This window comes from Methyloversatilis sp. RAC08 (assembly GCF_001713355.1).
In the GTDB taxonomy this organism is placed as follows: Bacteria; Pseudomonadota; Gammaproteobacteria; order Burkholderiales; family Rhodocyclaceae; genus Methyloversatilis.
In genome coordinates this window covers 1,041,369-1,059,136 of the sequence record NZ_CP016448.1, presented here as the reverse complement: position 1 = coordinate 1,059,136, position 17,768 = coordinate 1,041,369, and the positions used below count along the sequence as shown (strand labels likewise).

Here is a 17,768-nt window from a genome sequence, read left to right as displayed (position 1 = left end):
AACATGACGTACAGCGAATGCTGGGCCGTTGCCTCTTGCGTTTGCAGCAGTACGAACAACTCATGAAGGCCGTCGTCGCCCACCATGAGATCTCCGCGTCAGGATCACCCCTCGAATCGAATCAGGCGCGGCGCATTGCGGATGCCGCAAGCAAGACCTTGGGCAACTTGGTTGGCACACTACTCGGAACGTATGTCACCCGCAGCGAGCACGAAGAGGCCGTCGAACCGGATGCGCCGGACAACATCATCTCGCTCAAGATAAAGATGAGTCTGCAAATGTCGGCGGAGGATTACGACCGGACGCAGAACGATCTGAAGGAATTGGTACGGCTGCGGAACAACTTGGTGCACCATTTCATCGACCAGCACGACCTGTGGAATCTGGCCGGATGCCGTGGTGCGCAAGAGTCCTTGGCGGCGGCATACAGTCGTATCGATCAATACTTTGAGCAACTGCGAGGCTGGGCGGAGCACATGGATCAGACCCGTCGCCTTGCGGCGGAGTTTGCTCAGTCTGATGCCGTCATCAATCTGATGCTCAAAGGCATAGCGCCCGATGGTCTGGTGGATTGGCCCACTGCAGGAATTGTTTGCGCATTGCGTGAGGCTGCTGACGAGTTGGCTGTCGAAGAGTGGACGCCCGTCGCCACCGCTGGACGATGGATCGCAGAAAGGTATCCCGAGCAACTGCCAGCCAAATATGGGTGCAGCAGCTGGCGGCAGGTCATACACGAATCCCGCCTTTTCGATCTTCGTTACCGTGAAACGAATGGCCAGCGCGCCGCTTGGTACCGAGTCAAAAAAATATAGCGCCAAAACCGCGCACGCCCGCTAATGAATAGCCCAAGGCTTGCCAGACGTTCCCGAGCCTCTGAAGTACTGCTTTTCAAACTCTACCGGCAAAGCTCATTGCTGGAACCATGCCGACTTCACATTGAAGAACATGTCGTTGTAGTCGAATACGTCGGCACATAAAATTGAAGTGTGACCCCTATTCGCTTCCCCGGAGATGCGCCCACGCCGCCCCTGCGCGTCGCTCAAAAATTGGGGTCTGATCCCTTTTCTTTTCTCTCGCCCGATATTCCTCTCTTCGTGACAGGCTGACCCGACATGGCGTCTTCGATCCAGACGGCCGAGCTGTCCTTCTCGAGGTTGCCCTTCACGATGTACACCTTGTCGGCCTCGGGCGTGAAGTCGAGTTCTGCCTCGACTGACCGGAAATTACCTGACATCCGCGAAGCGATTTCGTGAATGGGGGCGCCGGTTGCGTGCGTACCGACAACGACCACCTTTAGCGGCTTCACCGGAACCAGTCGGGACGGGAACTGGGGTGAAAGGCGGAATCCTTGCCCCGAACTTGCTCGTCGAGACTCGCCAGCCGCTGTGTTGGACACGCGGTTGCCATCAACCGAAGCCAGGTAGAAGAGCCGGCCCTTGCTGGCGTCTTCGATTTCGCCTGAATCGATGACCGTCGCCATCGCGACATTACTGAGCGTTAGCTGCAGTTCGCCCAATCGGCTGCCCGGAATGGATGCCGAGTGCCCGGGGTCGCCGTGAACGATGAGGGGGCCTGGCACTTCCTCGGTACCGTGAACAATCACGTAACGTGATCGTTCCGGTACAGCCACACGCCCCTCGAACTTTGCACGTCGGTTCTCCATGCGGCCCGAGGCGCGAGTTTCGATGATGTTGCGGTCAGCATCCAGAAAGGTAAAGACCGGCACCAGTACCTTCAACTGGTAGATCATGATGCTGCCGTGTGGTGTCGATACGTAGTCGAGATAGCGCCTCGACGGATCATCGGGCAGCGAGAATGATGAAAATCTTCGAGGACTCCCGTCGACCAGATAGGTCGGCGATGCGGCATCGATCCGGACTGTCGCGGTGTTGCCGATCACAAGGTCGGTGAAATGCATCGCGTCCCTTGTTACGGTTTGCAGATCGGTCCGTGCCTCGCGGTCATTTTCTTCAATGACAGTGGTTGCACAACCTGCCAGCAACAAGAGTGATATCAATCCCCCTGCGAGCGTCCGCAGACGCATGGCCATCTTCATTCTTCGAGCTCCACGACTGATGATCTAAATTGGAACGGGGTTTTATGAAAATTGGGGTCTGACCCCTTTTTTTACTCCCTTTTTTTACTCCGCCAGCGGCTCAAACAGCGCCGCCAGATCCGTCTCCCCGAATTTCTCCAGCGCCGCCTCGTCGTTGCCGAGGATGCCTTCGGCCAGGGCGGCCTTCTTTTCCTGCAGGGCGACGATGCGTTCTTCTATGCTGCCGGCGACGATGAGCTTGTAGACGAACACCGGCTTGTCCTGGCCGATGCGGTGGGCGCGGTCGCTGGCCTGGTTTTCGGCGGCGGGGTTCCACCAGGGGTCGTAGTGGATGACGGTGTCGGCGTGGGTGAGGTTGAGGCCGACGCCGCCGGCCTTCAGGCTGATCAGGAATACCGGCACCGTGCCTTCCTGGAAGCGGCGCACGACGGCTTCGCGGTGGGTGGTGTCGCCGGTCAGCATGACCGAGCCGATGCCGGCGTCGTCCAGTTCGGTCTTGATCAGGTCGAGCATGGCGGTGAATTGCGAAAACACCAGCACCTTGCGGCCTTCGGCCAGCAGGTTTTCCAGCATGTCCATCAGGAGGTCGAGCTTGGCGCGTTCCTTCACGCGCAGCGCGGCGTCGGTCTTCAGCAGGCGCGGGTCGCAGCACACCTGACGCAGCTTGAGCAGGGCGTCGAGGATGACGATGCGGCTGCGCGCGAAGCCGCGGCTGGCGACTTCTTCGCGCACCCGCTTGTCCATCGCCACGCGCACGGTTTCGTACAGGTCGCGCTGGCGGCCGGTCAGTTCGACCGTGCGCAGCACTTCGGTCTTGGGCGGCAGTTCCTTCGCGACGTCGTCCTTGCGCCGGCGCAGGATGAAGGGCGCGACGCGCCGCGCCAGCAGTTCGCGTCGGATGAGGTCGCCGTGCTTTTCGATCGGCGTGCGCCAGCTGCGCGTGAAATCCTTCGATTCGCCGAGAAAGCCGGGCAGCAGGAAGTCGAACTGCGCCCACAGCTCACCCAGATGGTTTTCCATCGGCGTGCCGGTGAGGCACAGCCGGTGGCGCGCGCGCAGCAGGCGCACCGCCCTGGCGGCCTGGCTGCCGGTGTTCTTCACCGTCTGCGCCTCGTCGAGGATGAGCAGGTGGTAATCGTGCGCGGCCAGCTTTTCATGGTCGCGCCACAGCAGCGGGTAGGTGGTGAGGCACACGTCGTACTGCGGGATCCGGTCGAACAGCGTGCTGCGGTCGGCGCCGTGCAGCTTGAGCACACTCAGCTGCGGTGCGAAGCGCTCGGCTTCGCGCTGCCAGTTGAACACCAGCGAAGTCGGCAGCACGACCAGCGCCGGGCGGTCGAGCCGGCCGGCGAGCTTTTCGGTCAGCAGGTGGGCCAGTGCCTGGGCGGTCTTGCCCAGCCCCATGTCGTCGGCCAGGATGCCGCCCAGATCGTGCGCCCGCAGATGCTGCAGCCAGGCCAGCCCTTCGCGCTGGTAGGGGCGAAGTTCGATGCCGAAACCCGCCGGCTCGGCGACCGGCGCGATGCCCTTCATGCCGCGCAGCCGCTCGACCCACTGCTCCAGCGACTGGAAGCCGGCGCGCGTCCACTTCGCATCGAGCGCCTCGGTCAGGCGCGGGGCGTCCATGCGCGACACGCGCAGCGCGCCGTCGGTCGGGCTGTCGAACAGATCGACCAGGGTGCGCGCCAGCGGCTTGATGCGCCCGGCCGGCACCACGATGCGCTCGCCTTCCGGCGTACTGAGTTCGGTCGCGTCTTCGTCGCGCATGCGGTCGAGCGCGACCGGGTCCAGCCAGCGGCCGTCGCGCTTGAACAGCGCGTACAGCAGCGGCGCCAGATCGAGCCGGCGGCCGCCGACGTCGATGCCGAGCGACAGTTCGAGCCAGCCGTTTTCGTTTTCGTCGAGTTCGGCGTACCAGTCATCGACCACCAGCACGCGGTGGCGGAAGTCGGGCGGGCAGTCGATCTGCCAGCCGGCGCGGGTCAGCACACCGGCTTCGGCGGAGAAGAAACGCGCCCAGGCGGCTTCGCTTTCCAGCCCGAGTGAACCGACCGGCAGCGGGTCGAACATCTGCAGCCAGCGCGCCTGCAGCGGCGCGAAACCGACCTCGCTCAGCAGCGCGAGTGCGCGGCCTTCGGCCGCGAGGTCGCGCCTGACGCGCACCGCGCGCCCGCTGGGCAGGGTCGCGAGATCGGACGAATCGGTGGCGGCGAAGCGCGCCTGCCCGTAGTGCAGCGAAACGGTGGCGAGGTCGTACAGCGTGTGGCCGAGCGCCTTGTCGTAGCGGCGATGCGGCTTCACATGCCACACGGCGAGGCTCTGCAGCTGCAGCACCGGGCGCAGTGGCTCGGTCAGCAGCGGCAGGTTGGCGGCGTCGCGACCGAGCGGCGACGGCAGCGCGGGCGCCACTTCGGCCAGCGCACCGGCGATCAGCGGCAGTTCGGCCGGCGACAGCAGCGGCAGTTCCAGCACCGCCATCAGCGCGGCGCGGTCCGGGTGCAGCACCTCGCCGGCCTGACCTCGGGCGGCGTCGACATACCAGGGCGGTTCGGTCGGCAGCACCGTGTCGGCCGGCGGCGTGCAGGCGAGCAGGGCGCGCACGCCGAGCTTTTCGGTCTGCCATTCGAGCTGGCCGGGGCGCGGCTCGCCGGCCGCCAGCAGATGGGCGGTGCCCTCGGCGCCACTGTCCAGCACATAGGTGCGGCCGGTTTCGAGCGCGCTGCGCAGCACGCCCAGGCCGTCGCTGCCACGCAGTTCGAACGGAACGAAGGTGCTGCTGTGGCGCTTGCGGATGGCGTCGCGCAGCACGCGGAACACCGGCAGATCGCTTTCGTGCACGAAAGAGGGCGGCTTGAGCAGCGCCTGTTCGTAGTTGAACCAGGGCTGGCCGTCGCCGCTGAAGGCGCCGTCGCGCGTCAGGCGTGCCTTGAGCAGCCGGAACTCGGGCGCCTGCGCGCCGCGCAGCGCAACCAGAAAGATGATGGCGTCGCGCACCGGGTTGCTGCGCTTCTTCGTTTCGCTGCTGTTGTCCCGGGCCAGGCGCTGGCCGAGGGTTTGCGCCCAGCGCAGGATTTCGGCGCGCGGCTTTTCGATCAGTTCGCCCTGCTGTTTGGCGGCCAGCAGCAGGCCGACCGCATGCTTGCAGCGGTTGCCGACCGGGCAACTGCAGCGCGACGCCACTTCAAGCGTGCGTTCGCCGAAGTATTCGCGCCGTTCCAGTCGCACCGACACCTGATACGGCTGCGGCCGCGAGCCGCGCACCAGCGCGCGCAGCGTCGGGCCATTGACCTCGATGTCGCCCACCCGCGACACATAGCCCGCACCGCGCACGATGGTCTCTTCCGAGAACAGCTCGCCGAGCATGCGGTCGTCGAGCTGCGAAAGCAGGCGGGTCAGTTCCATTGCGAAGCGCGGTGCAGGACAAAAGGGACGCGGGATTGTAAACCCTGCGTCTGTCACTGCCGTGACGACACGCGAGCCGCCGCGCCGGCTGCTAGCGGCGGTCGCCCTGCGGGTTGCGCGCAAGCAGCAGATCGACGCGGGCGAACAGATCGGCGAACTGCTGCGCGGCGATGCGACAGTGCGGGCACTGCGCGACATGCGTTTCGAGCTGCGCCGTTTCCGTGCCGTCGAGCGGCCGGTCACGCATCTGCGACACGAGGCGGGTGCTGTCGCGGCAGCTTATGCCGCCGGCCGGTGCACTGGCAGCGCTGCTCACGGACAGCTCCAGCCGCGGCTGACGCAATCGCGCAGGCGCATTCGGGCTCGATAGAGCAGCACCCGCAAGTGACCTTCGGTCAGCCCGAGCTGTGTCGCGATCTCGCCGAAGTCGAGATCCAGGAATTCGCGCATCAGGAATACGCGGGCGGTGTTGGCAGGCAACCGCTGCATGCACAGTTCGATCAGTTCGAGCAGTTCGCGGTGCGCCAGCGACGCTTCCGGGCAACTGTCATTGAGCACGGCGGGTTGCCAGCAGCCATCCGTCGTGAAGTGGTCATCGAACTCGGCCTCAATCGTCAGGCAGCACGTCATCGGGATCGAGACGGACGTAGCGCACGCGCCGGCGGATGGCATCGACGATCTTGTGCCGCAGGATGCCGACCAGCCAGGCGCGCAAAGGCACCTCGCCGGAGAAACCGTTCAAGCCGGTGAGTGCCGCTGCGAAGGTATCCTGAACCACATCGTCGGCATCTTCGCGCGACCCCAGCTGCAGTGCGGCAAGGTTGAGCAGGAAGCGTCGGTGTTCCGCCAGCGTGTCGGCGAGCGGCTGGGACAGCGCGTTCATGGGCTGGCAGTATGCATGATCCGTGCTGTCCTGCCGGCAAGCGGCGCCGGCAGGACAGCCGGACGCTGCGCCCGGCACGGCTGCTGCGATCAAGGCTGCGCCCGGCGGGTGCTGGACACCCCGTAGGCCGCGGCACGTACGCGAAGAATCGGGTCGTTGGACGGCTCGATTCCCGTCGGGAGACGGGTTGGTACGTACACGTTATCGTTGCAGTCCTGACCGCTGTAGCGATCGATCGACAGCCGGCCGAGACGCACCTTGGCCGGCCCGTTCGACCATGTCACCGTTGAATCGGTGAGCGAATCGCCGCTGCCGGCTGGTTGCGCGTAAAGGTCCAGATCGACGCTGCCGCTGCCGAGACGGCTGCGGAATTCCATTTCTAGAAAATCGTCCGGCAGCGATTTCTCTTCGGCCTCGCTCAGATGGCGGGTGCCCGATACCGGTTCGAACTGCAGCCGCGCCCAGGTCGAGCGGCCGTCGGCCGCCACGAACCTGAAGGCATGATTGGAAAAGTAGGGCGTGCTGGCATACGAGGCGGGCGCTGCGTGCGCCGCCAGCAGCGACGGCTGCCTTGTGCCTTCCGGATACTGTTCGTTGTGGGCCTTGATGCGGGCAGGGTCCGGTTTCTTCGTGGCCGGATCCGCCACGCGCGCCTTCAGGAAGCTCACGAAGGAAGCCGGTGTAGCGGCGAAGAACACGGGTTCGGAAATGAAAACCATGTCCCAGCCTTCATCGGGCCCCGACAGCCTTACCGCGATGCCTCGTGCCGAGCGACTTTTGTCGGAAATGCGCGGATTGCCACCGCCGATAGAGAAGCGAACTTCGGCCGGCACCTGCATCGCGGACAGCAGCCGGGTGTTTGCAAAACCCTCTGCAGCCGGTGCGGGCGTGAAGGTGCCCCGTGCGCAGAAGCCTTTCGCGTGCGAGCCCCGTGCACCGGCATGCTTGCCGAAGACGCCGTTGAGCGCATCGACCATGTCGACCGGGGCTGGCTCGGCTGCCAGCAGTGGCGTTGCGGCGAAGCAGGCGAGGAACAGCCCGGCGACGGAAAAGGGCAGGCGTTTTTGTTTCATGGCGACTCCGTTCGAATGAGGAAGGGGATGCGAAGGCACGGAGCCCTCGTCATCAAGTCGCGCGAAACGTCGTTTCGTTACAGTCTTTTCGGATCGTCCTGATTACCGCCGTGCGCGGTGATCACCTGCCAGCTCACGTGCCGGTGCAGCATGCCGGCCGCGGCGCGGGCCTGTTCCTCGTCGCCGGCCACCACGGCAAACATGCCCTGGCCGCCCGGCTCGACATGCACGCCCATGCCGCCGTAAGAGGCGGTCAGCACGCGCGCCTTCTTTGCCGTGTTCTGCGGCAGCAGCAGCAGGGTGGCCGGGCCCTTGTCGGTGTCGAACACGATGTGCCAGCCGGTGCCGCCGGGCACCGGGCACAGCTTCACGTAGCGCACCGACGACAGCGGCACCCGCACTTCGGCGCCGAAGCTTTCGAACACCTGTGCCACCTTTTCCGGTTCGATCAGCCGCGTGCTCATCAGCGCCTGCGGCTCGTGCATCACGTGATCGACCGCCAGCGCGATGCGGTCGCGGTCGGGCGCGGCGTGCCAGTACTGCGCGCCCATGCCCACGCTCAGCACCAGACTGGCCGCCAGCGCCCACAACTTGAACGGCGTGCGCGTCTGGCTGCGGCCGGCCACGATGATGCGTTCGGCCAGACCGTCGGGCACGTCGATGCTCACTGCCTGCTGCAGCGCGCGCTCCTGCGCATTGACCCGGCGCGAAAAGCTCTGGCAGCCGGCGCAGGCGATCAGGTGTTCTTCCGCAGCTTCGGTCAGACGGCGCGGATCGGCCATCTTTTCGCGCCGGAAGTCGATGCAGTTGAAGCCGTCGGCGCTCATGATTCGGCCCTCCGGCTGGCGGTGCCCGGTTGGGCGGTGAGCGTGCTGCGCAGCGCCTGCCGGGCGCGGGTCAGGCGGGTCATGATGGCGCCTTCGGTGGTATCGAGCATGGTGGCGATCTCGGCACATGAAAATCCGCCCAGTGCCTGCAGCACCAGCGGTTCGCGCAAGGTCAGCGGCAGGCTGCCCAGCAGGTTTTCCATTTCAAACAGTTCCATCGGTTCGTGATCGGCGGCGATCTGCAGGTCTTCCAGCTCGACATCGACGTAATCGAACTGCTTCCGTTCGTACAGCCGCGCGTGCTCGCGCCGCACGATGGTGATCAGCCAGCTTTTCGTGGAGTTGGAATCCTTGATGTCGTCCCACGCCTTCCAGGCGCGGACAAAGGTTTCCTGCACCAGGTCTTCGGCTACGAACTTGTCGCGGCACAGCCACCAGGCGAACCGGTAAAGGTCAGGACTGAAGGCGCGCACCGCCTGTTCGAAGCTCTTGCGTTTGCTGAATCCGAGTATCACGACGTCGTCCGGGGATGAGCTGACAAACCTACAGACCTTTGCAAGGTGTGCAACCTTACATCGCGTTTCAGGCGGCGTGGCTATCCCTGGAGCGCCCGGGTCGGGGGGCGGCCCCTCTGGGAACGGCCCCGGTGGGAGCAGGACATTCGGGGAGCATGCCCTGTGAGAGCAGTATCTATGGGAGCGGCGGCCTGTGGGACAGGCACCCTGTGGGAGCGGCGGCCTCGCCGCGATACGCACGCTGCAAGGCGACCATCGCTGCGCTATCGCGGCGAGGCCGCCGCTCCCACAAAACCGGCGCCGCTCGCACACAGGTCGGCACTGCTCGCAGCCCGCAAGGCCGGCAGGCCATGCAGGGCCAGCCGTCGATGGCTCCTGCAGGGACTTGCCTGTCTCTACAATGGTGCCTTTGTTGATTCCGGCTGCGCGACATGCAGAACTTTCTTGCCGTAGGCGGTGGTGCGGCGCTCGGTGCCTGGCTGCGCTGGGGGCTGGGCCTGACGCTGAATCCGCTGTTCGCCGGTTTTCCGCTCGGCACCTGGGTGGCCAACATGGTCGGCGGGTTGCTGATGGGCGTGGCGCTGGCGGTGTTCCAGGCGGTGCCGGATGTGCCGCAGCACGTGAAACTTCTTTGTACAACGGGGTTTCTCGGCGGGCTGACCACCTTTTCGAGCTTTTCCGGCGAGGTGTTTTCGCTGTTCCAGCGCGGCGACACGATGTGGGCCTTCGTCGCCGTGGCGGCGCACGTGATCGGTTCTCTGGCCATGACTGCGCTCGGCTGGTGGATGTGGAAGAACGTGGTGGGGTAGCCGCGCTGCGGGTGGTCGTAGGGGATGGGCATGTAGAGGGTGGCAGGCCGCTGTTGGGCATCGCTGCGCTCACCCCAACATCCGCCCCCAGCCGCCGCCCCGTTCGTTGAAGTCAGCGCAGCGATTCCCAACCCCACCGATCCGGACCGCCCGCCCGGTGCGCCTTTCAACGACAATGTCGCCCTTTCCGCCGCAGGCGGATCGCCGTCCCGCTTCATGACTTTGCTGCGCCCCGATCTGAACGCCCTCCTCGAAAGCTGCATGAGCCGCGATGCGGCGGCGATCGGCCGCGCGCTGCGCGATCTGCCGCCGGGGCAGCGTGCGCCGGACAAGTGGCCGGCGAAGCTGGCCGAGCGCGTTGCGGCTTCGCAGGCGAAGGTCGCTGCGCGCCGGGCGTCGGCGCCGAAGATCGAGTACCCGGAAGAGCTGCCGGTGTCGGCGCGGCGTGACGAGATCGCAGCCGCGCTCGCTGCGCATCAGGTCATCATCGTGTGCGGCGAGACCGGCTCCGGCAAGACGACCCAGCTGCCCAAGCTGTGCCTCGAACTGGGCCGTGGCGCGCGGGGGCTGATCGGCCATACGCAGCCGCGCCGCATCGCGGCGCGCGCCACCGCCGACCGCGTGGCGAAGGAGCTGAACGTGTCGCTCGGGCGCGAAGTGGGTTTCGCGATCCGCTTCACCGACCGTACGTCGGAAGACAGCCGTATCAAGCTGATGACCGACGGCATCCTGCTCGCCGAGACGCAGCGCGACCGTTGGCTGGCCGCCTACGACACGCTGATCATCGACGAGGCGCACGAGCGCAGCCTGAACATCGACTTCCTGCTCGGCTATCTGCGCGAGGTGCTGCCGCGCCGGCCCGATCTGAAGGTGATCGTCACCTCGGCCACGCTGGACGCCGAACGCTTCGCCAACCACTTCGCGCAGGGCGACACGCCGGCGCCGGTGATCGAGGTCAGCGGCCGGCTGTACCCGATCGAAATGCGCTGGCGGCCGTTCGAGGCGCAGAAGGATCGCGACCTGTATGACGCGGTATGCGACGCTGTCGACGAAGCCTTTTCGACCGGCCCGGGCGACGTGCTGGTGTTCATGCCGGGCGAGCGGGAAATCCGCGAAGGCACCGAGGCGCTGCGCAAGCACCACACGCGGCTGGCCGGCGTAAAGCCGGAAGTGCTGGCGCTGTATGCGCGCCAGTCGGCGCAGGAACAGGCGCGCGTGTTCCAGGGCTCGAACGGCCGGCGCGTCATTCTCGCCACCAATGTGGCGGAAACCTCGCTCACCGTGCCGGGCATCCGCTACGTCATCGACACCGGTCTGGCGCGCGTGAAGCGCTACAGCTACCGCAACAAGGTCGAACAGCTGCAGGTCGAGCCGATCGCGCAGTCGGCGGCCAAGCAGCGCGCCGGACGCTGCGGCCGGGTGTCCAGCGGCATCTGCTTCCGGCTGTACGACGAAGAGGACTTCAATCAGCGGCCGGCGCACACCGACCCGGAAATCCTGCGCTCGTCGCTGGCCGGCGTCATCCTGCGCATGAAGTCGCTCAGTCTGGCTGACGTCGAGGAATTCCCGTTCATCGACCGCCCGGCGCCGCGCGCCATCGCCGACGGCTATCAGCTGCTGCAGGAGCTGGGCGCGGTGGACGAAGCGCGCGACCTGACGCCACTCGGCCGCGAGCTGGCCAAGCTGCCGGTCGACCCGCGCGTGGCGCGGATGATTCTGGCGGCGCGCGATCACGGTGCCCTGAAGGAAGTGCTGGTCATCACGGCCGGCCTGTCGGTGCAGGACCCGCGCGACCGGCCGGAAGAACGGGCCGGCGCCGCCGATCAGGCGCATGCGAAGTTCGCCGACGAACGCAGCGAATTCCTGTGGTACCTGAAGGCCTGGGCAGCCTTCGACGAGGTGTGGCATCACCAGTCGCAGGCCAAGCAGCGCGAGTGGTGCCGCGCCAATTTCCTGAACTGGATGCGCATGCGCGAGTGGCGCGATGTGCACACCCAGCTGCACACGCTGTGTGCCGAACACGACTGGAAGGAGAACGAACGGCCGGCCGAATTCGACGCGCTGCACCGCGCGCTGCTGACCGGCCTGCTCGGCAACCTCGGGCTGCGCATAGAGGACGCGCGCGCCGGCGAGCCGCCATATCTGGGCGCACGCGGCATCAAGTTCTGGCCGCATCCGGGCTCGGCGCTGGCCAAGAAGGGCGGCAAGTGGATCATGACGGCCGAACTGGTCGAAACGACGCGGCTGTTCGCGCGCTGCATCGCGCGCATCGAACCGGAGTGGGTGGAGGAGGTGGGCGCCCATCTGCTGCGCCGCTCGACCTATGAGCCGCACTGGTCGAAAAGCCGCGGCGAGACGGTGGCGTGGGAGCGCGGCGTCATCCACGGCATCACGCTGTATGCCAAACGGGCGGTGCAGTACGGCAAGACCGACCCGGTGCTGGCGCGCGAACTGCTGATCCGCGAAGGGCTGGTCAATGGCGATGTGACCGATATCGCGCTTAAGCAGATGAAATTCCTGCAGCACAACCTCGACCTGATCGCGCAGATCGAGCGGCTGGAAGAGAAGCAGCGGCGGCAGGACCTGCTGGTGGACGAATCGTTGATCCACGCCTTCTACGATTCCATCGTGCCGGCCGACGTGATCGATCTGCGCGGTTTCGAACGCTGGCGGCGCGACGCCGAACGCGAAAGCCCGAAGCTGCTGTATCTGACGCGCGAACAGCTGATGCGCCATGAAGCGGCCGGTGTCAGCAGCGAGCGCTTCCCGGCGAAGATGGATCTGCTGGGTCAGCGCCTGAAGCTCGAGTACCGGCACGAGCCGAATGCCGCCGACGACGGCGTCACACTGACCGTGCCGCTGACGCTGCTGAACCAGATTCCGGCGGCCAGGCTCGACTGGCTGGTGCCCGGCCTGATCGAAGAGAAGGTGCTGCAGCTGGCCAAGACCATTCCGCCGAAGCTGCGCCACCGGCTGCAGCCGGTGGCCGGTTTCGTCGCCGACTTCATCGCGCAGGAACACGACTTGGCCGAACCGCTGGTGAAGGCGCTGGCGCGCGCGATCGAACTGAAGGTGAGCCTGAAGCTGCCGTCCGATGCCATCCGCGCGGAAAACCTGCCGGCGCATCTGATGATGAATGTGCGCGTGGTCGACGAGCACGGCCGGGTGCTCGGCCAGTCGCGCAATCTGGCCGAACTGCGCACCCGGCTGAAGGACGAGGTGGCACGTCGCTTCGAGTCGGCACGCATCGCGCTGCCGCCGGCCGCGCCTGTGACGGAGGCGGCGCGAGCGCCGGCCAGCGCGTCTGCCGTAGCGCACGACGAAGCGGTGGCCGCGAAGGGCGCGACGGCGCGCGGCAGCATGGCCGACGCGCTGTCTGCTCTGGGCGCGCGCGACGTGGTGGCGAAGGCGCCGGTGCCGCAGCCGACGAGAAAGGGGCGACCGGCAGCCGAACCGGCCGCCCCGGCGGTCGCCGAGCAGACTGCCGGCGACGAACGCTACCGCGCGTGGACCTTCGGGCCGCTGCCCGAACTGATGGAAGTCGAAGTGGCCGGTCGCCGGGTGATCGGTTTTCCGGCACTGCAGGACGAAGGCGAGTCGGTCAGCCTGCGCGTGCTCGACACGCCGGAGGCTGCGCTCGAAGTACATCGACGCGGTCTGCGTCGCCTGTTTGCGCTCGAGCTGCGCGATCAGGTGAAGTACATCGAAAAGAGTCTGCCCGGCCTGCGCGACATGGCGATGCAGTTCATGAACCTGGGCAGCGAGCCGGAACTGCGCGCCCAGCTGGTGGCCGCGACGATGGACCGCTGCTGCATGATGGAACCGTGGCCGCAGGATGCTGCGAGCTTTGCCGCGCGCCGCGACGAAGCCCGGCCGCGCATTTCGCTGGTGGCGCAGGAAATCGGCCGCCTCGCAGGCAGCGTGCTGACCGAATATGCCGCGCTGAGCAAGAAGCTGGTCGCGCTGAAGGCGCATCCGGATGCCGGCGCCGACATGCGCGCCCAGCTCGACGCACTGGTCGGCAAGTTCTTCATCGAACGCACGCCTTTCGAGCGGCTGACCCACTACCCGCGATATCTGAAGGCGATCGCCCTGCGCATCGACAAGCTGCGCACCGACCCGGAGCGCGATGCCCGTGCGCTGGCCGACTGGCAGTCACTGGCCACGCTGTGGGACCGCGAGCGCATTGCGCGCGCCCGTGCCGGCGTGGCCGATCCGTTCATCGATGAATTCCGCTGGCTGCTCGAAGAGCTGCGTGTGAACCTGTTCGCCCAGGAACTGCGTACCCCGGTGCCCGTCTCGGTCAAGCGGCTGCAGAAGATATGGGAGTCGCGTGCACGGGCGTGATGGCTTGCCGAGCGGCGGCTGTGGGAGCGGCGGCCTCGCCGCGATCGTGCAGCGACCGTCGTTGTGCGGAGAGCCTATCGCGGCGAGGCCGCCGCTCCCGCAGCCGCCCCTTCCTAGAACGCCGCCCACCCCCACAAATGCACCCCATGGTCACTCTCTGCAAGAATGGCTGATGGGAAAGATTCCGGAGATGACGCGACATGTCCGCTGACACCGACCTGCGCCTGCGCGCGCTGATCACGGCGTTCGAATCCTTGACGCCCGACACCGTGGCCGTGCTCGCAGCGCTGTATGCGGCCGATGCGACCTTCCGCGATCCGTTCAACGACGTGCGCGGGCGGGCCGCGGTGGCACGCATTTTCAGCCACATGTTCGAGCAGGTCGGCTCGCCGCGCTTCGAGGTGCACTCGGCGATGAGCGAAGGCGATGCGGCCTGGCTGGACTGGACGATGCACTTCACGATGCGCGGGCAGGCGCTGCAGATCGTGGGTGCGACGCGGCTGCGCTTCGACGACGCAGGGTGCGTCGTCGAACATCGCGATTACTGGGATGCCGCGCAGGAGCTGTATGAAAAACTGCCGGTGATCGGCGGCGCGATGCGCTGGCTGCGCCGCAGGCTCGCGGTACCGGGCCTCTGACGACGCCCGGCGACCGCTACTGCTGCACCTTACTTGCGGGCGCCTGCCTGATCCAGCCGGCGTGCTTCTTCCGGGCTGACGATTTCGAAGATCGCGACCACCTTTGCGACACCACCAGTGGCGGCGGCGACCTGCTTGGCGGCGTTCGCTTCGGCTTCGGTCAGCAGGCCCATCAGATAGACCTTGCTGCCTTCAGTCACCACCTTGACGTGGTTGGCCGACACGCGCTGCGAATCGAGAATGCGCGCTTTCACCTTCGAGGTGATGACCGCGTCGCTCGAACGCTGGGTCAGCGACGACACGCCGGCGATTTCGGTCTCGTTGCTGATGCCGCGCACATTCGGCACGCCACCCGCGATGGCTTCGGCTTCGGCGCGCGTGGCGTCGTCGGCCACCTGGCCGGTCAGCAGCACATTGCGGTTGTAGCTGGTGACGCTGACGTTGGCGCGGCTGCCGAGCTTTTCGCGCAGGCGCGAGCTGGTGCGCAGTTCGATGCCTTCGTCCTCGACCTGGGTGCCGCTGGTGCGTCGGTCGAGCGCCGACAGCACGGCGCCGCCGGCACCGGCCGCGACGAACGGGAAACAGCCCTGGAGCATCGGTACGCAGGCCGCGACAAGTGCGGCAATCAGCAGCGGCCGCACAAGCGTCGCGCGGGGGGTCTTGATCGGTGTGTGGGTCATCATTCGGTTCCTAGAAGCATGCAGTCGATGCCATCGCACAGGCAATGCAGGGTGAGCAGGTGAACTTCCTGGATGCGCGCCGTGCGTTCGGCCGGCACGCAGAGGTGGATGTCGCGTTCGGTGAGCATTTCGGCGATGCGTCCGCCACCGCGGCCGGTCAGTGCCACGACGTGCATTTCGCGCTCGTGCGCGGCGCGGATGGCCTCGATCACGTTGCCCGAATTGCCCGAGGTGGACAGTGCCAGCAGCACGTCATTCGGCTGGCCCAGCGCACGTACCTGTTTGGCGAACACCTGCTCGTAGCCGTAGTCGTTGGCGATGGCGGTCAGGATGGAGGTGTCGACAGTAAGCGCGATCGCGGCCAGCTCGGGTCGTTCGCGTTCATAGCGGCCAACCAGTTCGGCCGCGAAATGCTGCGCGTCGGCCGCCGACCCGCCGTTGCCGCAGGCCAGAATCTTGCCGGTGGCCATCAGGCTGGACACCATCAGTTCAATGGCATCGCCAATCGGTGCCGCCAGCAATTCGACCGACGAAAGCTTGGTTTGCGCGCTGTCGAAGAAATGCTCGGAAATGCGTGAAACCAGGTTCATGAGGACACGGGGCAGGGTGAAGCGCCGAGTTTACCAACATCCCCCGTGTTACCCCGTTTTCTTACAGCCCGAAACGAAGCCGCTCTTCATTGCGCGGGTGCGAGTTCGACATAGACGTCGATGCGCACACGCCGCCACGGGTCCGGGTCGTCGGTCAGCCGGCCGATGCGCGCACTCAGCCGCTGTCCGGCATCCATTTCGGCGGCCGCCTCGAAATTGGCGGCGCGCGGCAGATAGCCCAGCATGTGGCCGCGCCACAACACGCGGATGGCGCGCCGGTCATGGCGGTTGCCGGGTTCGCGTTCCAGCGTCAGCGTATCGCCTTCGCGCAGACCCGGACGCACCGCGTGCAGCTGGTGGAACTGTGCGCCGGCCAGTGGCGAGCGCTGCGCCAGCAGGCGCAGGCTCTGGGCGCATGACACGTCTGCGGCGAGCGCGGCGAGCAGCGCCAGTGCGCTACAGGCCGAACGCATCGCGTATCCATTCGATCTGCCTGCCGTCCAGCCCCGACAGCGCCACCACATCGAAGCGTGCCGGTCGCTGGCGCGCACGCCGGCCCTGTTCGGCCAGATAGTGCTGCGCGGCGCGGATCAGCCGCGCCTGCTTGGTCGGGCCGACGCTGGCGGCTGCGCCGCCGAAGCGCGCATCGCGACGCAGGCGCACTTCGACGAACACGAGGCTGTCGCCGTGTTCGCAGACCAGATCGAGTTCGCCATCCGGCCAGCGCAGGTTGCGGCCGATCACCCGCAGGCCGTGCGCTTCGAGGTGGCGCGCAGCCAGCGCCTCGGCCGCTGCGCCGTGCGCGGCGCGCAGCGTCATGCCGGCTTGTGGCGGACCGCTGCCACGCTCAGAATGGCGGCCCGCCTGCAGGAAAGCACCCGATGACCGATGCCGTGACGCCCCATGATGACCTTGCGCGAGAATTTACGACATCGGCATTGTATGTCGTCGGCACGCCGATCGGCCATCTGGGCGAGCTGTCGGCGCGCGCCATCGCGGCCCTGCGTGCGGCCGACCTGATCGCCTGCGAGGACACGCGGGAAACGTCGCGCCTCGCCCGACATCTCGGGCTGACCGCGCAGCTGGTGGCGGTGCATGAACACAACGAGCGCAGCGGCGCCGAGCGCCTGATTGCCGCGCTGCGCGATGGCCGTCGCGTGGCGCTGGTGTCCGATGCCGGCACGCCGGCGGTGTCCGACCCCGGCGCGCGGGTGGTGCGCGCGGTGCAGGACGCCGGCTTTCGCGTGGTACCGATCAGCGGACCGAGTGCCGCCGTGGTGGCGCTGTCGGCCAGCGGTCTGCTCGACGCACAGTTCCGCTTCGTCGGTTTCCTGCCGGTCAAGTCGGCGGCGCGCCGCAAGGTGCTGGAATCGCTGCGCGAACAGGACTGCGTGCTGGTGTTCTACGAAGCGCCTCATCGCATCGTCGAATGCGTAGACGATATCGCCGCGGTGATCCAGCCGGAACGCGAACTGGTGATCGCCCGCGAGCTGACCAAGCTGTTCGAGCAGATCGTGCGCCTGCCGGTCTCGGAAGCGGTCGCGTGGCTCGCGGCAGATCCGAACCGTCAGCGCGGCGAATTCGTGCTGCTGCTCGCGGCAGCGCAGCTGGAAGAAGGGCTGGACGCCGCGGCGCGTCGCACGCTCGAGCTGCTGCTCGACGAACTGCCACCGAGTCGCGCCGTGAAGGTGGCGCAGGCCATCACCGGCGCATCGCGCAAGCTGCTGTACGACCACGCGATGGCGCACGCTACGGATGCGCCGCAGGACGAGGATGCGGGATAATCGCGCGATCAATCCGTGGTCCGACCTGTGGGGGCAGCGGCCTGTGGGGGCAGCGCCCTGTGGGAGCGGCGGCCCCGCCGCGATCGTGCCGCGACCGTCGTTGTGCGGAGTGCGTATCGCGGCGAGGCCGCCGCTCCCACAGGTGAATGACCCACAGGTGAATG

General features: G+C 66.5%; 17 protein-coding genes. 5 read left to right on the top strand and 12 right to left on the bottom strand.

All coding sequences use genetic code 11. The features are described from left to right. Positions 1–62: 62 nt before the first annotated feature. Positions 63–812 (top strand): OST-HTH/LOTUS domain-containing protein, encoded by a 750-nt coding sequence (locus BSY238_RS04795; protein WP_069040458.1) that lies wholly within the window; start codon positions 63–65, stop codon positions 810–812. A gap of 227 nt (positions 813–1,039) precedes the next feature. Here the strand turns inward: BSY238_RS04795 and BSY238_RS04790 are convergent, their stop codons facing one another. The 8 genes from BSY238_RS04790 to BSY238_RS04760 form a co-directional block, all read right to left on the bottom strand. Then, positions 1,040–2,056 (bottom strand): hypothetical protein, encoded by a 1,017-nt coding sequence (locus BSY238_RS04790; protein ID WP_069038135.1) that lies wholly within the window; start codon positions 2,054–2,056, stop codon positions 1,040–1,042. A gap of 84 nt (positions 2,057–2,140) precedes the next feature. Then, a complete protein-coding gene (locus tag BSY238_RS04785) occupies positions 2,141–5,458 on the bottom strand; it encodes a DEAD/DEAH box helicase (protein WP_069038134.1) in 3,318 nt (1,105 codons plus the stop codon). Between the two features lie 91 nt (positions 5,459–5,549). Continuing rightward, positions 5,550–5,774, bottom strand: a complete 225-nt coding sequence (locus tag BSY238_RS17970) for a zf-HC2 domain-containing protein (RefSeq protein ID WP_223300269.1) — start codon at positions 5,772–5,774, stop codon at positions 5,550–5,552. Continuing rightward, a complete protein-coding gene (locus BSY238_RS17965) occupies positions 5,771–6,088 on the bottom strand; it encodes a sigma factor-like helix-turn-helix DNA-binding protein (protein WP_190295054.1) in 318 nt (105 codons plus the stop codon). Before BSY238_RS17965 ends, BSY238_RS17970 begins: the two co-directional genes overlap by 4 nt. Then, complete coding sequence (locus BSY238_RS17960) at positions 6,066–6,341, bottom strand: sigma-70 family RNA polymerase sigma factor (RefSeq protein WP_083223922.1); 276 nt, start codon at positions 6,339–6,341, stop codon at positions 6,066–6,068. The genes BSY238_RS17965 and BSY238_RS17960 overlap by 23 nt, the downstream gene beginning before the upstream one ends. A gap of 89 nt (positions 6,342–6,430) precedes the next feature. Further along, complete coding sequence (locus BSY238_RS04770; protein WP_069038132.1) at positions 6,431–7,414, bottom strand: catalase; 984 nt, start codon at positions 7,412–7,414, stop codon at positions 6,431–6,433. 77 nt (positions 7,415–7,491) lie between these two features. After that, positions 7,492–8,241 carry a DUF3379 family protein gene (locus BSY238_RS04765; protein WP_069038131.1) on the bottom strand — a complete coding sequence of 250 codons (750 nt, stop codon included), beginning with the start codon at positions 8,239–8,241 and terminating at the stop codon, positions 7,492–7,494. Continuing rightward, the gene (locus tag BSY238_RS04760) at positions 8,238–8,756 is read right to left on the bottom strand and encodes a sigma-70 family RNA polymerase sigma factor (protein ID WP_069038130.1); all 519 of its coding nucleotides are present in this window, start codon (positions 8,754–8,756) and stop codon (positions 8,238–8,240) included. Before BSY238_RS04760 ends, BSY238_RS04765 begins: the two co-directional genes overlap by 4 nt. A gap of 431 nt (positions 8,757–9,187) precedes the next feature. Here BSY238_RS04760 and crcB point away from each other — a divergent pair, with 431 nt between their 5' ends. The 3 genes from crcB (at position 9,188) to BSY238_RS04745 (ending at position 14,550) form a co-directional block, all read left to right on the top strand. Continuing rightward, the gene (gene crcB / locus BSY238_RS04755) at positions 9,188–9,565 is read left to right on the top strand and encodes a fluoride efflux transporter CrcB (RefSeq protein WP_069038129.1); all 378 of its coding nucleotides are present in this window, start codon (positions 9,188–9,190) and stop codon (positions 9,563–9,565) included. Between the two features lie 216 nt (positions 9,566–9,781). Further along, positions 9,782–13,912 (top strand): ATP-dependent RNA helicase HrpA, encoded by a 4,131-nt coding sequence (hrpA, locus tag BSY238_RS04750; RefSeq protein ID WP_069038128.1) that lies wholly within the window; start codon positions 9,782–9,784, stop codon positions 13,910–13,912. A gap of 200 nt (positions 13,913–14,112) precedes the next feature. Further along, positions 14,113–14,550 (top strand): nuclear transport factor 2 family protein, encoded by a 438-nt coding sequence (locus tag BSY238_RS04745; RefSeq protein WP_069038127.1) that lies wholly within the window; start codon positions 14,113–14,115, stop codon positions 14,548–14,550. A gap of 29 nt (positions 14,551–14,579) precedes the next feature. Here the strand turns inward: BSY238_RS04745 and BSY238_RS04740 are convergent, their stop codons facing one another. From BSY238_RS04740 to BSY238_RS04725, 4 genes are all read right to left on the bottom strand, one after another. Further along, entirely contained in the window at positions 14,580–15,230 is a 651-nt protein-coding gene (locus tag BSY238_RS04740; RefSeq protein WP_069040457.1) for a BON domain-containing protein, read from the bottom strand. Further along, on the bottom strand, positions 15,230–15,820 hold the full coding sequence (locus tag BSY238_RS04735) for a phosphoheptose isomerase (RefSeq protein WP_069038126.1): 591 nt from the start codon (positions 15,818–15,820) through the stop codon (positions 15,230–15,232). The genes BSY238_RS04740 and BSY238_RS04735 overlap by 1 nt, the downstream gene beginning before the upstream one ends. An 86-nt stretch (positions 15,821–15,906) precedes the next feature. After that, positions 15,907–16,293, bottom strand: coding sequence for an HIRAN domain-containing protein (locus BSY238_RS04730; protein ID WP_069038125.1), 387 nt, complete (start codon positions 16,291–16,293; stop codon positions 15,907–15,909). Continuing rightward, positions 16,277–16,639 carry a YraN family protein gene (locus tag BSY238_RS04725; RefSeq protein WP_069038124.1) on the bottom strand — a complete coding sequence of 121 codons (363 nt, stop codon included), beginning with the start codon at positions 16,637–16,639 and terminating at the stop codon, positions 16,277–16,279. Before BSY238_RS04725 ends, BSY238_RS04730 begins: the two co-directional genes overlap by 17 nt. Positions 16,640–16,758: 119 nt before the next feature. On the opposite strand from BSY238_RS04725, the gene rsmI reads away from it, so the two are divergent. Beyond that, positions 16,759–17,604, top strand: a complete 846-nt coding sequence (gene rsmI / locus BSY238_RS04720) for a 16S rRNA (cytidine(1402)-2'-O)-methyltransferase (protein ID WP_069040456.1) — start codon at positions 16,759–16,761, stop codon at positions 17,602–17,604. Positions 17,605–17,768 lie beyond the last annotated feature (164 nt).

Coding starts and splice junctions, on each gene's coding strand:
- BSY238_RS04730 (WP_069038125.1), bottom strand. CDS start 16,293: ATGCGTTCGGCCTGTAGCGCACTGGCGCTGCTCGCCGCGCTCGCCGCA.
- BSY238_RS17965 (WP_190295054.1), bottom strand. CDS start 6,088: ATGACGTGCTGCCTGACGATTGAGGCCGAGTTCGATGACCACTTCACG.
- BSY238_RS04725 (WP_069038124.1), bottom strand. CDS start 16,639: ATGACGCTGCGCGCCGCGCACGGCGCAGCGGCCGAGGCGCTGGCTGCG.
- BSY238_RS04795 (WP_069040458.1), top strand. CDS start 63: ATGAAGGCCGTCGTCGCCCACCATGAGATCTCCGCGTCAGGATCACCC.
- BSY238_RS04790 (WP_069038135.1), bottom strand. CDS start 2,056: ATGAAGATGGCCATGCGTCTGCGGACGCTCGCAGGGGGATTGATATCA.
- BSY238_RS04770 (WP_069038132.1), bottom strand. CDS start 7,414: ATGAAACAAAAACGCCTGCCCTTTTCCGTCGCCGGGCTGTTCCTCGCC.
- hrpA (WP_069038128.1), top strand. CDS start 9,782: ATGACTTTGCTGCGCCCCGATCTGAACGCCCTCCTCGAAAGCTGCATG.
- BSY238_RS04740 (WP_069040457.1), bottom strand. CDS start 15,230: ATGACCCACACACCGATCAAGACCCCCCGCGCGACGCTTGTGCGGCCG.
- BSY238_RS04785 (WP_069038134.1), bottom strand. CDS start 5,458: ATGGAACTGACCCGCCTGCTTTCGCAGCTCGACGACCGCATGCTCGGC.
- BSY238_RS17960 (WP_083223922.1), bottom strand. CDS start 6,341: ATGAACGCGCTGTCCCAGCCGCTCGCCGACACGCTGGCGGAACACCGA.
- BSY238_RS04745 (WP_069038127.1), top strand. CDS start 14,113: ATGTCCGCTGACACCGACCTGCGCCTGCGCGCGCTGATCACGGCGTTC.
- BSY238_RS04765 (WP_069038131.1), bottom strand. CDS start 8,241: ATGAGCGCCGACGGCTTCAACTGCATCGACTTCCGGCGCGAAAAGATG.
- crcB (WP_069038129.1), top strand. CDS start 9,188: ATGCAGAACTTTCTTGCCGTAGGCGGTGGTGCGGCGCTCGGTGCCTGG.
- BSY238_RS04735 (WP_069038126.1), bottom strand. CDS start 15,820: ATGAACCTGGTTTCACGCATTTCCGAGCATTTCTTCGACAGCGCGCAA.